Here is a 14,835-nt window from a genome sequence, read left to right on the forward strand (position 1 = left end):
GGGAAGAAGGTTGAATGAAAAAGGGAAGCGCTTCTGGCCTCCCTTTGATAGTCAAAATTCCTTGTGCGATATGCTACTTCCTTGTGCTAGAATTCTTCCTCGCCCCCGGCATGATCATCGGCGCCGCCGGCGTCATCCGAAGTGGTGCCTTCGTCGCCTTCGGTACCGAAGCCTTCGGCGTCCTTACTAAGGTCGTATTTTTCTTCCACGTCGGCGAAGCGCTCGCCCAGCAGGCTTTTGGCTCCGTACTGGCTAGGGGCGATGCCTTCCGTACGCACCGTGGCGGGGTAGCTGACCTTGGGGTTTTCTTCTTTCGAAACACCGATGAGCGATACGAGAAACGTCCAGTTCTTGTTGAAGTCGTAGACGTACACAAAGCGCTGGTTGGGATCTTTGATCTCCGAGCCGATGGTCACGTCCTTCATCAGCAGGGGTGCCATCCGGTAAGGGCGGTCGTAGTGCTCAAGGGAAATTTCGCGGCCGCGCTGCCAGTTGTCATTGCTTCGGTAGAAGGTGGCTCCGTGCTTGTTGTCAAACTCGAACGACTTCAGGATAGCATCGTGCAGCTGGAAGAACGAATGGGTATGGCGGATGGCGATGTCGCGGTAAACGCTGTCATCTTCCTCATATTGTACTCTGAACTTAAGTATGGCCATGCAGGGGAATCACTAGGTGAAGATCAAAAATAAGGAAATGGCGTTTATTGGTTAATCGGTCTATTGGTTAATTGGTCCGGGGACCTACCAACCTTGAAAACTACAGCATCCCAAGCACCTCAAGAACCCGGGCTTTTCGGTTGAAGGCCCAGTTCGGCCGCCTTTTTCAGCATATACCCGTAGGCGGCCTCGAATTCATTGGAGATCTCTCCATCCAGGATGGCGTTGCGGATGGCGTCCTTGATGTCGCCAACGGCGCGCGAGGGTGAAATCCCGAAGGTTTCCATGATGAGCTCGCCGCTGATCGGCGGCTGCCAGTTGCGCACGCGGTCCTTCTCCTCCACTTCCACGCAGCGTTGCTTCACCAGCTCGAAGTTGTCGAGGAAGCGCTGCACTTTCACCTTGTTCTTGGAGGTGATGTCGCTTTCGCAAAGCATCATCAGGTCGTCGAAGTCGTCGCCGGCATCGAAGAGCAGGCGGCGGATGGCCGAGTCCGTGATGTCTTCCTTCGACAGCGAGATGGGCCGCAGGTGCAGCTCCACGAGCTTGCGCACGTATCTCATCGGGTCGCCGAGCGGCAGCTTAAGCTTGGTGAAGATCTTCGGCACCATGCGTCCGCCGACTACTTCGTGGCCGTGAAAGGTCCAGCCATGGCCTTCCTCGAAACGCTTCGTGGCCGGCTTTGCGATGTCGTGGAGGATGGCGGCCCAGCGCAGCCAGAGGCTGTCGGAGCGCTGCGCCACGTTGTCGAGCACCTGCAGGGTATGGTAAAAGTTGTCCTTGTGCCCGAGGCCGTCCACGAATTCGGCGCCGGCGAGCTCCACCATCTGCGGGAAGATGATGTCGAGCAGCTTCGAATCGTAGAGCAGCTTAAACCCGATAGAGGGTTTCGGGCAGGCAACGATCTTGTTGAGCTCGTCGGTGATGCGTTCCTGCGAGATGATAGCGATGCGTTCGCGCATTTCACGGATAGCGCGAAAGGTAGGCGGGTGAATGCGGAAGTTGAGCTGCGCCGCAAAGCGGATGGCGCGGAGCATCCGCAGCGGGTCGTCGCTGAAGGTGAGCGCCGGCTCGCCGGGAGTGCGGAGGAGCTGTTGCTTCAGGTCGTCGATGCCGTTGAAGGGATCCACCAGGCGACCGAAATCGGCTTCGTTGAGCGATACGGCCAGCGCATTGATGGTGAAATCGCGGCGGAGCTGGTCGTCCTCGATTGTTCCTGGCACCACCACGGGGTTGCGCGAGGCGCGGTTGTAGCTTTCCTTGCGGGCGCCCACGAATTCCATGTCGAAGCCGTCGGGCGTGCGGAAGTGCGCCGTTCCGAAGTTGCGGAAGAGGCTGACGTGCGGCCGCGGGCGAAAAGCATGGGCGGCCTTCTGGGCCAGTGCCAGCGCATCGCCCACGCACACGAAGTCGGCGTCCTTGGTCGGCCGGCCGAGCAGCTTGTCGCGCACAAAGCCGCCCACCAGGTAGCAGGGAAGCCCCAGCGTCCGGGCGGCGTCGGCCACCGGTTGTATCTTTTCCAGCTCAAGCGAAGTGCAGGGAATCTCCATAGACAATCGTGCAAATGTAGCGGTTGTGGCCTTTTTCCGCATTTTTGCGCCAAACCAACGCCATGCGCTTTGCCCCATTCCTGCTGCTCGCCTGCCTGTTTGCAATAACATCGCTGCAGGCGCAGCAAAGGCCACCCGCCTATGCGGAGGTCGTGCGCTCTTTTTTCCGCGCGCATTCATTTACCGAAGAAGGGGCGGTGCTGCTGCACTTCGCCAAGCGGCCCGAAGGGTGGACCGTACAAATACAGGAGGGTATGAACTTCGAGGTGCGCAGTGAGGTGCTCTATTGGCCTACCGATTCAACGGCGGGCCGGCAGCTGGCGGGCTTTGAGCCGGCAGGCTCAGCGGAGGAGCAGGAGCGCTCAGTGGAGCGCTTTCTCAACGGCGGGCTGGCGCAGGAGGAGTATTGCTACGATCGCTTCCCGGTGTATGGCTACGATGGCTGGGAGCGGGATCTGATCGGCACCTATGGGGCGCAGCCGGTGTTGCGCGACACGCTGCTTGACGCCCTGGCGCGCGCCTATTCGTCGTACGGCGACCTGTTTCTCAACCGCTTTTCGGTACCGGCGTCGCGGGCGCGACAATTCCCGCTGCAGGCGCGGCTGGCGCCCCTCGAAAAGCCGGGCCTGGCGCGTATCGACAGCGCCCTGGCCTACTACCGGCTGGCCATCGCCACCTTTCGCCGCCTCTGCGCCGCCAACCCGGCTTACATCACCCGCGTGGGCAATGCGCCGGTGAAACAGTTCAACGAGGAACTGCACGTCTGGTCGATGATGGATATGAACGGGTATCCCGAAAGAGGCCGCCCCTTCCTCGACTCGATACATTTCGACGAAAACCTGCGCCGCACCGCACACAACTACCTCGACGCCTGTCCGCCCAACGCGGTGCTGTTCACCTACGGTGACAATGATACATACCCGCTCTGGTATGTGCAGCAAAAAGAGGGTTACCGCACAGACGTGACCGTGGTCAACACAAGCCTGGCGGGCGTACCGATCTACGTGCAAAGCCTCGCGGGCAGCCTGCGCTTCGACCTTCCGAAATCGCTGTATGGGAAATCCGATTTCCTGTATGTGCCCGTAGCGGAGCCACAGGGCGCCCCGAAGGCGCCGATGACGTTGAAGGAGCTGATCCGCGTCGTGTCGGCGCAGGCCGCCCTGCCGCTGGCGGGTCCGGAAGACCCAACGCCCTACCGGATCCCGGGGAACCGTTTGGTGCAACGGGTGGATGCAGCGGCATTCCGCACAATTCACCCCGATAAAAGTGCTGCTTTCGCCCCGGCGATGAACTGGACGACCGGCAGCTACCTGACCCTCGACCAGCTGCTGGTATTTGACGTGATCCAAAGCAACCTCGCGAAGCGGCCCATCCTGTTTACGAGCAAAGACCCGCTGCACGCCGGCTACCTGGTGCCTGAGGGAACCGCCTTCCGCCTGACGCCCATGACCGCGCTCCAGCAAAAGAAAGCGGCCCCGGCCAATGCATTGCGTAATGAAAATTTCCTGCTTACAAAGTTCGAGGCAATGGAATTCGACCGGGCCGGAGCGGCACTGCCATCGGCCATCGGCACCGGCTGGCTCATCGATCTCTACACACCGCTCATCGCCTACCATGCTACACAAAACCCGGTCAAAGCGCGGAAGTTGTACGCTACGTTGAAAGAGCGACAGCCGCTGGATCGCTTTTACAGCAGCAGCCTGTTCGATCTTGGCTTTACTGTGTGGACGCTGAGTGACCGAAAAGAAGGCCTGGCCCTTCTGACTACGGCGTTGAACAAGCTACGCCCGGAGCACCTGGCCGAAACACCGGGCCTTGACCCCTACCCCGCCGCTCAATGGGATGCGCTCCGCCAATGGGTGCTCGACGAGCTCCGCAAACGCAAGGCTACCGAGTCGGAGCTGAACGCGCTGGTCGACGCGACCGGCCCGCTATTTCCGTAAAAATACCGGAGCGCCTTCCTCCCAGCGGATGATCTGCGAAGGCTGGGCCGCTGTGACATCATCCTGGCGCCAGCGAACGATGTGATCGACGCCCTGGCGTATTGCTTCAGACACTTCCGAAAAATGCGCCGCGGCCGGCTCGCCGCTGACGTTGGCCGACGTGGAAACGAGGGGCGCGCGGAGCCGCTTTACGAGGGCCCTGCAAAAGGGATCGCGGGTGATGCGGATGGCGATGGAGCCGTCGGCAGCCACGAGGTTGTCGGGCAGCCCCAGCGCGCCGTCGAAGATGACCGTGGTGGGCCGCTCCTGTTGCTGCATGAACGTAAAGACCTCAAGGTCGGGTGCGGCTACATATTGCAGGATGTCGCGCTCACTGGCCACCAGCACAATGAGGCTTTTGGAGTCGGGGCGCTTTTTAATGGTATAAATACGGTCGATTGCGGCGGCATCGAGGGCGCTGCAGCCGAGTCCCCAGACCGTGTCGGTGGGATACAGCAGCGTGCCCCCGCAACGCAGGCAGTCGAGCGCCGCGCCCAGCTCGGATTCAAAAAAGGCGGGATCGGTATTCATGACAGAAGTTGCTGCATTTCGTGAACGATCAGGGTCGTGTCGAGGCGGTCGAGGCACTGGGGCGTTTCATAATAAACACAGCGGTTTTTCAGGCAGGGCTCGCAGCTGAGCTGGTTGAGGCGAAGCACGCGGCTGCCTTCGCGGTTATAGGGCGCTGTGTTGTTCTCGTTGCCGGCACCAAAGAGCGCGAGCGTGGGCGTGCCCAGCGCATTGGCCAGGTGGGCCGGGCCGGAGTCGGTGCTGAGTACGGCGCGCGCCGAGGCGAGCAGCTCCACCAGACCGGGGAGGTCGGTACTGCCGGCGGCATTACGTACGCCGCTGGCGTCGGGCAGGCTCTCGAGCACTTCCGCCACAAAGGCAGCTTCCTTGGGGGCGCCCACCAATACGATCGGTCCGCTGGTGCCGCGGCGCAGCGCCGACAACAGTTCAATGGCCTTCGCCAGCGTCAATCGCCGCGACTGCGCCTCCGAATTGATGTTGACCACCAGGTGCTGGCCGCGCGCAAACCCGTGCTGCAGGCGCACGCCAAGCCCGTGGGGCTGCCAGCTGGCATAGCGTTCCAGCAGGGTCAGGTATTCGTGTACGCGGTGGCCGCCGTGGGGCCGCGAGTAGGTATGCGTGAGCAGAACGCCGCGTCCTTCCTTGCGGAAGCCGATGCGGTGGCGCGCGCCGGTGGCATAGCCCATCACCGCCGCCGACAGTGAGTCGGGGAGAGAAAAGAAAAGGTCGAAGCGGTCGGTGTCGCGGATGCCGCGGCCGAAGCGCCAGAGGCCCCGCAGTCCCTTATCGCGCACTTTGTCGAAGACAAAGCGGTGCTCCAGCGGCGGAAAATAAGGCAGCAGCTCGTGAATGCCTTTCTTGGCGATGACCGAGATCTGCGCATCCGGAAAAGCCTGGCGCAACCCTTCTATAAAAGCCACCGCCATCACCATATCTCCCAGCCAATTCGGGAGGCGCACCAGAATCTTCATAAGGCAAATCTAATGGGGTAATGGGGTATTCTAGTTTGGGGTTTGGAGTTTGTAGTTTGTGGTTGGCTGACGCAAGGGTATCTTGTTGGATTACCCTCTACCCCCCAACTCCCCAACCTCCCATCACCCGATTAGATTACCCGATTACCCCATCCTCTCATTAGCTTTGCGCCATGAACCAGTACCAACAAGCCATTGCCAGCGCCTGGGCCGACCGTGCCCTGCTGGCGAACGACGATACGAAAGACGCCATCCGGGCGGTGATCGAAGAAGTGGACAAGGGCCGCCTGCGCGTGGCCGAGCCCGGTGCCGACGGATGGAAGGTGAACGAATGGGTGAAGCAGGCCATCCTGCTCTATTTCGGCATTCAGCCGATGCAGACCTGGGACCTGGAGCCTTTCGAATTTTACGACAAAATGCTCCTCAAGAAAAACTACCAGGAGCTGGGCGTGCGCGCCGTGCCGCACGCCGTGGCCCGCTATGGCGCCTTCATCGCCCGTAACGTGGTGCTGATGCCCTCTTACGTAAATATCGGCGCCTACGTAGACGAAGGCACGATGGTAGATACCTGGGCCACGGTCGGCTCCTGCGCGCAAATCGGCAAAGGCGTACACCTGAGCGGCGGTGTGGGCATCGGCGGTGTGCTGGAGCCCCTGCAGGCCGCGCCGGTGATCGTTGAAGACGGTTGCTTTATCGGCTCCCGCTGTATCGTGGTGGAAGGCGTTCGGGTTGAGAAGGAGGCCGTGCTCGGCGCCAACGTGGTGCTGACGCAATCCACCAAGATCATCGACGTCAGCGGTCCCGAGCCGATCGAAACGCGCGGCGTGGTTCCTGCCCGCAGCGTAGTGATCCCGGGCACGTACACGAAGAAGTTCCCAGCCGGCGAATTCGGCGTCGGCTGCGCCCTCATCATCGGCAAGCGCAAGGAAAGCACCGACCTCAAGACGAGCCTCAACGACGCGCTGCGTGACTTCAACGTGGCGGTATGATCGTGAGCCTTCAGCCGTGAACCGTGCGTCGTGAGCCCGCCATGCTGACGGCTCACGCTTCACGAACTAAAAAAACTTTTTGCTGGAAAGAAATCGCCCGCTTATATTTGCACCCCGCAACGGAACAAAGTAACTACCAATACTTTAGGAACTTGCGGAGCTCTTTAGCATGTTGCCCAGGTGGCGAAATTGGTAGACGCACCGTCTTCAGGTGGCGGCGCCGCGAGGTGTGCTGGTTCGACTCCAGTCCTGGGCACTTTTCTTAGAATGGCTTTTGATTGAAAATCGTTTTCTAAACGGTTGAAGATCAAAAGCCATTTTTCATTGAAGTAGGTCTGAAACAGAACACGGAATTGGTCGTTCGAACCGAAAAGCAATGCCGCAGCGGCTTACCCAGTTCAGGTATCGAATCTACCCTTATAGCCTATCTTTGTTTACATATCTCCTGGCTATACGGTTGCCGACCTGGTAAGAACACCACGGGAAGACCGGAAGGAACCACGCTGCAGCCATGAGTAATTAATTCACAAACCTCAAATGTAATCGTATGTCGAAAAAGACAGCTGAACCCAGGAAGAATAAGCCTACACAAAAGAAAAGCTCTGCGCAGAAGAAAGCGCATTCTAAGAAAAAAACACGCTAGAGTCAAACGTAAAGTAAGCACGCAGGCGGCTGTCATTCACCTTTTCTATTCGCAATGATAAGAAGGTCGAACTCCGGCTGGCACTGTCCGCTAGTACCAAAAAGGCAATCCGAAAGGGTTGCCTTTTTTCTTTTACCTCCTTCACCTGCGGCGCATCCGGTTCGCGCACGTACCGAAAGCCAATCCTAGTGCGATAAAACAACCTGCACCGTCGATTGATAGGAACGGCCCACCGGAAGGCGGTACTCCTCCACTTGAACTATCGTGGAGGAAAAAGCCCGCACCCGTTGGCTAGCCACGATAAACGACCGGTGAATGCGCAGGAAGAAAGCTTGTGGCAACCGCTCTTCGATACTTTTAATAGGCTGGTACACCTTCACGGCACCGGAGTTGAGGTAAAAGAGCAGGTAATTGCGCTTTGCCTCGATATACAGCACCTCGTCGAGGTAAATCTTCTGCAGCATCCGCTCAACGCGTACCATCAGAAAGGGCCGCTCGCTGGCGGGCGGTGCTACAGGACGACACGCTGAATAGCCGGCCTGCAAACGCCGGTAACGGTCGAGACCCTGCAGGAAGCGTTCATAGGAAAAGGGCTTGAGCAGGTAATCGACGGCATCCAGCGCAAAGCCCTCGGCAGCAAAAGCAGCATCGGCAGTTGTAAAGATCACCGGTACATCGGCAACGAGCGCGCGCTTCCACTCCACACCGCTCCGGCCCGGCAGATTGATATCAAGAAACACCAGGTCAATCCGTTCCTGGCGCAGGAGTGCTTCGGCCGAATCGGTGTCGCGGCAGCGGGCGACAAACTCCAGCCTATCCGTCTGCGTAATGTAGCGACGGAGGAGTAAGGCCGCATCCGCCTCATCCTCCACAACCAGGCAACGGACCGGCTCAGGCAGCATGCAGGCAGATTTTTAAAAGTACAAAAAAGCGGTCCGGCTCCGGTACGATCTCCAGCACATGCCGCGAAGGATACAGCAGGTCGAGGCGCCGCTGCACATTGCGCAGGCCAAAGCCACCCGCACCGTTTTCAGCAGGCGTATCTCTTTCGGGCCGGCTGTTTTCCATGCGGAGTGTCATCCACTGCTCTTCCACGCTGATGTAAAGAGTGATCCAGCCATCCGCCCCGGGCTCGGCGCGCAGCGCATGTTTAAAGCCGTTCTCTATAAAGGGGAGCAACAGTAAGGGCTCGATGAGGACATCGTCCACCGGGCCGCTGAAATCGACGCTCAGCGACAGGCGGCTGCCGAAGCGCGCCTGCTGCAGCGCGATATAGCTTTGCAGGTAGTGCACCTCCCGGGAGAGTCGTACCGGCCGGTCGCCGGCTTCGTATACATGGTAGCGCATCATCTCTGAAAGACGCAGCACCAGGCCCGGCGCACGCTCCGACCCTTCCAGCACCTGGGCATAAAGACTATTCAGCACATTAAACAGGAAGTGCGGATGAAACTGGTGACGCAACACCGCCAGCTCCGCCTGCAATTTCTCGGCGCGCGCAGTCTGCGCGGCACTACGCTCCACCGCTACGATTTGCAGCAGCCGGGCACAGGCCGGCAGCGTTACTACAAACTGCAGCTTGACCACGTTGTACAGGAAGGGCGGGACACTCAACAGCGCCTCGGGCTTCCAATGCGTGAGCAGGTAGGGCAGGATCAGGTAATTGTCGATAAGCCGCTGGAACAAGGCAGCCACCAGGATCAGAAGCACGTAAGCCGGCACGAATACGCGCCATCGGCCCCAGACCCTGCCCATTAATACCTCCACTACGAGGAACACAAAAAGCAGCTTCGGCGGAAGGCTCAGGAGCTCATTGATCAAGGCCGTGGAAAAATCACGTGCGGGCAATCCCTGCACCAGGCTGAACAGCAATACGTAGCCCAGCAGGTAGGCCAGGTAAGTCGTTCGTTTGCGGGGAAGATGAAAGGTGGACTTCATTAGTGCAGCGTTCGGAGGCAGCGGCAGCAAGATAGGCGCTTCCCCGCACTTCCCGTTGCCCGCAGCCCCTATGGCGCCTGCCGTTTGCAGCTCTAAACCCGCTGTTTGCACCGGTTCACCGGCACGCGTTATCCGCTTTGCTATTTTGACCCGAAACATTGTTGTATGAACAAAAGAACCTGTTGCCTGCTGCTGCTTTTTGCCTGGGCGGGGCGCCTGTCCGCGCAAAGCCCGGACGTCTATCCTGCGCACTGGTGGAGCGGCATGAACATGAACCGGATCCAATTGCTGCTGCACGACAAAGGACACGACCTTTCCCAGCTTAGCCCGGTCATCGCCTACCCGGGTATCCGCGTGTCCAGGACCTATCGTTTCACCAATCCCTCCTACCTCGCCATCGATATCGTGATCGCCCCGGGCGCCCGGCCCGGAACGGTGCCGATCGTGCTGAAAGGCAGGAACCGGGCCTCCGTATCCATCCCCTGGCAATTAAAGGAGCGGCGCGCAGGCCGCGGCAAGCAATTCGCACAGGGACTTACCCAGGCCGACTTTATTTATCTCGCCATCGCCGATCGCTTCGCTAACGGAGACCCTTCGAACGATCGTATACCCGGCATGCGCGAGCAGACGCTGAACCGCGATTCGATGTATCACCGCCACGGCGGCGATTTGCAGGGCATCACGCAACACCTCGACTACCTCGAAAGTCTCGGTGTCACGGCGCTTTGGCTATTGCCGGTGCTGGAAAACGACCGGCCCGCGCGCAGTGAGCACGGCTATGCGATCACCAACCATTTCAAGGTGGATCCGCGTCTCGGCGGCGCACAGGCCTACCGCGAATTGTCGGACGCATTGCACCGCCGGGGCATGAAGCTGGTGATGGATGCGGTATACAATCACACCGGGCTGCAGCACCACCTGGAGCTCGATCCGCCCGACAGCAGCTGGATGCACCGCTGGCCGCGTTACACACAAACGACCTACCGGGAGCAGACGCTTTTTGACCCGTATGCGGCGCCATCGGATACCAGGCGCATGAGCGAAGGCTGGTTCGACGACGGCATGCCCGACATCAACCACCACAACCCGCATATGGCGGCCTACCTCATTCAAAGCATGATCTGGCAGATCGAGGAGTTCGGTGTTGACGGCGTGCGTATCGATACCTATACCTACAGCGACCTCGACTTTGCCAACCGCTGCAATGCCGCGATCCTGGCTGAATATCCACGCATACACCTGTTCGGCGAAACGCGCGTATTCGGCACGGCCAACCAGGCCTATTTCAACCGGAATATTTTCAATACGCGCTTTAAAAGCAACCTGCCCGGCTCGGTCGATTTCCAGTTGTTGTACTATGGGATCAAACCGGCCCTGACCGAGCCTACCGGCTGGATGGAAGGCGTCAACCGGCTGTACAACACTCTGGCCAACGACTTCCTCAACCGCGACGCAACCCGCAACGTACTGCTGCTGGACAACCATGACGAGTCGCGCTTTCTCTCGGTGGTGGGGGAAGACTGGGAAAAGCTGAAGATCGGCTATATGTGGCTCCTCACCTGCCGCGGCATCCCCCAGGCATACTACGGGTCGGAGCTTGGCATGAAGGGATTTGCCAGCCCCGACGGCCTTGTGCGCGCCGACATGCCGGGTGGCTGGCCCGGAGACGCGGCAAATGCTTTCACCGGCGCAGGCCTGGATGCCCGGCAGCAGGAAGTGCAGAACCTTGTGAAGCGGCTCGGCACCTACCGGAAAAAAGCATCGGCACTGAAATCCGGGAAGCTGATGCAATACGTTCCGGCGGGTGACGTCTACACGTATTTCCGCTACGATGAAAAGCAAACGGTGATGTGCATCCTCAACACGGGCAGCTCGGCAAAAGAGGTACCTTTTTCCCGGTTCCCCGAGCGGACCAGTGGATTCAAGCAAGCTGTGGATGTGCTGTCCGGAAGCAAGTATCCTACCATTGGTTCTGTCACGGTACCGCCGATGCGCATGCTGGTGCTCGAGCTGCAGTAAATGTCCGTGGAAATACTTTGCTGAGCCTTCAATCGTTGGTCACACGGTTGATCCCGGCGAGCTAAATTTTCGAACTCCGGCTGGTCCTGGTCACAAAGAAGCAAGGAGGCCCTCCTTTCGGATGGCCTCCTTGCTTCTTTACTTAATGATTTATCCGTAACCTATTCCATTGGCAGCAGGACGTAGAACGTCGCTCCGTCACCGGGCTGCGACGATGCCCAGATGAATCCGTTGTGATTTTCAACGACCCTGCGAACGATCGACAGTCCGACGCCCGTGCCTATGTAATCGGCAGACCCATGGAGGCGTGTAAATACGTTAAAGATCCGCTCCGCATCGGATTGATTGAACCCGATGCCGTTGTCTTTGACGGCGACCAGGTAAAAATCACGGCCGGCTTCCTCTTCGGTCAGCGGTAAGCCGGCCTCGTGCCCCTTGATCCGGCTCCAGGCCAGGGTAACGACCGGGGCTGTGCCCGGCCCGGTATACTTCAGCGCATTGCTGAACAGGTTTTGGAAGGCCTGTTGCAGCTGGCGATGGTGCCCCCTGATCGTGAATAACTCCGGAATATGGATCGTGGCTCCTTTCTGTTCTATTTCGAGGTCCAGGTCCGTCAGCACCTGGCGCATCAGCTCATTCATATCAACCGTCTCCTCCGCCGCGGCCCTTTGCCCAACCTGCGAGTAGCACAACAGGTCGTCGATGAGGGTCTTCATCCGGATGGAAGCCGATTCCATACGGTCGAAATATTTCTGTTCACTCTCCCGGATCTGGTCGCCCAAACTGTCTTTCAACCGTTGTAAAAAGAAATGAATCTTGCGCACCGGCTCCTTCAGGTCATGCGAAGCCGCGTAGGCAAACTGTTCCAGGTCCTTGTTGGTTCGCTTGAGGTCTTCCAGGGAACGCTCCAGCTTCAGCTGCGCCTGCTTGATCGGTGTAACGTCGGAGAAAACATGGATCAGGTGGTCGTGATCGAGCCGGGAAACCGTCAGCTCCAGCCACTTTCCGGTGGACTCCATCAGATAATGCGTCAGGAACGGTTCACCCGTGTCGAGCGTCCGCACACATTGCTGGAAATAGGGCGAGCCGATGATATGCGGCTCAATCTCGGTGGCCGTTTTGGACAGGTAAATTTCTTTCGGGAGGCCAATGAACTTGATCGCTGCATCGTTGGCCATAATGGTGCGGGCATCGATTACCTCACCCGTTTCATCGCGGCACACGCGGCTCACGGAAATGCCGTTGGACGAGTTCTTCAAAATGCTGTCCAGAAGGTTGCGTTGCTCTTCGATCTGGAGGGCTGCCTGCTTTTTCTCCGTAATATCTTCCGTAGAAACCACCACCGTGTCCGCGTCCAGCGGCACGATCACGTACCGGTACCAGCTGTTGATGCTTTGGGCAACAAAATGGGTTTCGCCCTGCGTGGGCTCGCCGGTCCGGAGCAAGGTACAAAACAGATCGAAAAAGCCGTTGGTCCTGTTTTCCGGGATCAGGGTGAGCATAGACGCACCAATGATCTCCTCTGCGCTTTTTTGAACCAGTTGCGCGGTGTTGCTGTTGGCGAACAGATACTCGAAGTCTATGACCGCACCTTCACCGTCGCGGACGGCCTTCAGCGCATAGATGCCGTCGAGGGAAGCTTCGAGGATATTAGCGATGAATTCTTTTTGCTTTCCCAGGTCCGCCGTGCGTTCCGCAACGCGTCGTTGCAGAACCGCCTCGTTTTCTTCGAGCTTTTTCTGGGTGGCTATTTGTTCCGTTACTTCCGTGGCTACCGCAATGATGCCCGAAATGGTACCATCGCCTTCCCGGTATGCCTCGTAAAGTAAATTGATATAGACAGTTTCAATGGTATTGTTCCGGGGCAGCTTTACGGGTATGCCGAAGGCTGTAAAGCGCTCCCCGGTTGCAAGCACCCCGTTGAGCAGTTCTTCGTAGCCCTGGTTGCGCACCTCGGGAAGTCCTTCGAAGATGGACCTCCCAATGAGCTCTTCTTTGCCTCTCCCCCACAGTTCATACATGTGGTCGTTGGCGATCTCGATAACGTGGCCGGTGCCGCGCAGGATGGCCATTGCCGCGGGCGATTGCAGGATCGTATTCCGGAGGTTCTGCTCGCTCTTTCGCAGCGCTTCCGCGGCTTGCTTGCGGTCGTGAATGTCTATACCGGTACCGATATTTCCCAGCAGGGTTCTGTCGCTGCTGTAGCGGGGCCCACCCGTAAACAGGAAGTAGCGGTAGGCGCCATCGAAGCGCCGCATGCGCGCTTCCGCCGAATAGGATTGCTGCGCCAGGGTTGCCTGGCGGTACGTATCGAGCAGCGGCCCGAAATCGTCCGGGTGCACTACGTTTTCCCAGGCGCGGCCCAGGGCCTGCTCCAGGCTTTGGCCGGTATACTGAAGCCAGTAGCTGTTGCAAAACGTCACCGCGGCACTTGTATCCGCCATGAACACCATCATGGGCGCCTGGTCGGCAAGCACGCGGAAGCGGTCTTCACTGTCCTCCGCTTTTCGTTGCGCCAGCACTTTTTCCGTTACTTCATTGGAGATCGTAAAAACACCGCTGACCACGGGGCTGCCGGCATCAAAATAGGGCTTGTAGTAAAGATCGAAATACCGCATCACCTCTTCCCCGTCTTTCACCGACGCGATGGGCACGGCGGTTGCCTGGTACCGCTTACCGGTTTGAAAAACCCGCTCGATCTCCTCATACACTGCCTGGCCTTTCAGCTCTGGAATGGCTTCCAGTAAGGGTTTACCAATGATCGTACCCGACTTGTTCCAGAATTGTAAAGCCTCTTCGTTTACCAGTTCAATGATATGGTCCCGGCCACGAAGAATGCCGATCACAACGGGCGCCTGTAAAAAAATATCGTGGGCCTGCTCGATACCCTGCATCCGTTGTTTGCGTTTGCCGGCCATCACCTGTTCGGTAATGTCTACCGCGGTATGGAGGATGTAGGCCACTTCGCCATCGGGGCCCAAAACGGGTTTGTTGCCGGATTCCCAGAATTTTTCGCTGAAACGCCCGTTTGGATCCCGGAGGTTATAACGCTCAAGCGGCAGGAATTGCGGCTCGTGTGTGTCGATGACCGCCAGCAGCGAGGCCAACACCCTGTTTTCGCCCGTACCGGACGGTTCAGCACGTGCCGGGAACGCCTCGAAAAGCCCCTTCCCTAGCAGGTATTCACGGGAGTAACCCGATTGTTCGGCATACGCCGGCGTTGCCGCAACAATGGTGAAGTGCGGCGCATCATTTTTCAGCAAAAGGCTGCAGCCAGCCATCGCTTCAAATAAAGAGTTGTAGGAAACATCCCCACCAACAACGGTGCTTAAGGGGTAATCGGTCATAAGGGTAGGCATTGAAGGTAGGCAGAATCCGCATGGAAACCCACTTCACCTGCTCATTTGGACCGCGAGGTGCAAAGGTTTGCCGGCTGATAGGGAACGTATATCTGCATAGCCGCAACTATTAGAAAGCGGTTAGAACGGGACGCCTGAAGCCCGGGACGGGCCGATTGCCCCGTGCGTGACCGGCGTCGCGGCTGCATCGCCGCCCGGTC

The 14,835-nt window shown here is 58.5% G+C and carries 10 protein-coding genes and 1 tRNA gene; 4 read left to right on the top strand and 7 right to left on the bottom strand.

The genetic code is table 11. The features are described 5' to 3' along the window. Window positions 1-86 precede the first annotated feature (86 nt). A complete protein-coding gene (locus E0486_RS06520; protein ID WP_131851341.1) occupies window positions 87-656 on the bottom strand; it encodes an IS1096 element passenger TnpR family protein in 570 nt (189 codons plus the stop codon). Between the two features lie 119 nt (window positions 657-775). Continuing rightward, complete coding sequence (locus E0486_RS06525) at window positions 776-2,206, bottom strand: CCA tRNA nucleotidyltransferase (protein WP_131851342.1); 1,431 nt, start codon at window positions 2,204-2,206, stop codon at window positions 776-778. 62 nt (window positions 2,207-2,268) lie between these two features. Between E0486_RS06525 and E0486_RS06530 the strand changes: the two genes are divergently transcribed. Beyond that, on the top strand, window positions 2,269-4,149 hold the full coding sequence (locus E0486_RS06530; RefSeq protein WP_131851343.1) for a hypothetical protein: 1,881 nt from the start codon (window positions 2,269-2,271) through the stop codon (window positions 4,147-4,149). Here the strand turns inward: E0486_RS06530 and E0486_RS06535 are convergent. Both E0486_RS06535 and E0486_RS06540 read right to left on the bottom strand, forming a co-directional pair. Next, window positions 4,138-4,719: an L-threonylcarbamoyladenylate synthase gene (locus E0486_RS06535; protein ID WP_131851344.1), complete on the bottom strand. Its 582-nt coding sequence runs from the start codon at window positions 4,717-4,719 to the stop codon at window positions 4,138-4,140. The two genes, E0486_RS06530 and E0486_RS06535, sit on opposite strands and share 12 nt — an antisense overlap. Then, a complete protein-coding gene (locus E0486_RS06540; RefSeq protein WP_131851345.1) occupies window positions 4,716-5,690 on the bottom strand; it encodes a glycosyltransferase family 9 protein in 975 nt (324 codons plus the stop codon). Before E0486_RS06540 ends, E0486_RS06535 begins: the two co-directional genes overlap by 4 nt. Window positions 5,691-5,863: 173 nt before the next feature. Between E0486_RS06540 and E0486_RS06545 the strand changes: the two genes are divergently transcribed. Together E0486_RS06545 and E0486_RS06550 are read left to right on the top strand one after the other, a co-directional pair. Next, complete coding sequence (locus E0486_RS06545; protein ID WP_131851346.1) at window positions 5,864-6,679, top strand: 2,3,4,5-tetrahydropyridine-2,6-dicarboxylate N-succinyltransferase; 816 nt, start codon at window positions 5,864-5,866, stop codon at window positions 6,677-6,679. Between the two features lie 174 nt (window positions 6,680-6,853). Continuing rightward, window positions 6,854-6,935 (top strand) — tRNA-Leu (locus E0486_RS06550). Between the two features lie 572 nt (window positions 6,936-7,507). Here E0486_RS06550 and E0486_RS06555 read toward each other — a convergent pair. Next, window positions 7,508-8,224 (bottom strand): LytR/AlgR family response regulator transcription factor, encoded by a 717-nt coding sequence (locus E0486_RS06555; RefSeq protein ID WP_131851347.1) that lies wholly within the window; start codon window positions 8,222-8,224, stop codon window positions 7,508-7,510. Beyond that, a complete protein-coding gene (locus E0486_RS06560; RefSeq protein WP_165917218.1) occupies window positions 8,214-9,257 on the bottom strand; it encodes a sensor histidine kinase in 1,044 nt (347 codons plus the stop codon). Before E0486_RS06560 ends, E0486_RS06555 begins: the two co-directional genes overlap by 11 nt. Window positions 9,258-9,422: 165 nt before the next feature. On the opposite strand from E0486_RS06560, the gene E0486_RS06565 reads away from it, so the two are divergent. After that, window positions 9,423-11,276: an alpha-amylase family glycosyl hydrolase gene (locus E0486_RS06565; protein ID WP_131851349.1), complete on the top strand. Its 1,854-nt coding sequence runs from the start codon at window positions 9,423-9,425 to the stop codon at window positions 11,274-11,276. A 161-nt stretch (window positions 11,277-11,437) separates the two neighbouring features. Here the strand turns inward: E0486_RS06565 and E0486_RS06570 are convergent, their stop codons facing one another. Continuing rightward, a complete protein-coding gene (locus E0486_RS06570; protein ID WP_165917219.1) occupies window positions 11,438-14,623 on the bottom strand; it encodes a PAS domain-containing protein in 3,186 nt (1,061 codons plus the stop codon). Window positions 14,624-14,835: the final 212 nt, after the last annotated feature.

Source organism: Flaviaesturariibacter aridisoli (assembly GCF_004343705.1).
GTDB classification, from domain to species: Bacteria; Bacteroidota; Bacteroidia; order Chitinophagales; family Chitinophagaceae; genus Flavisolibacter; species Flavisolibacter aridisoli.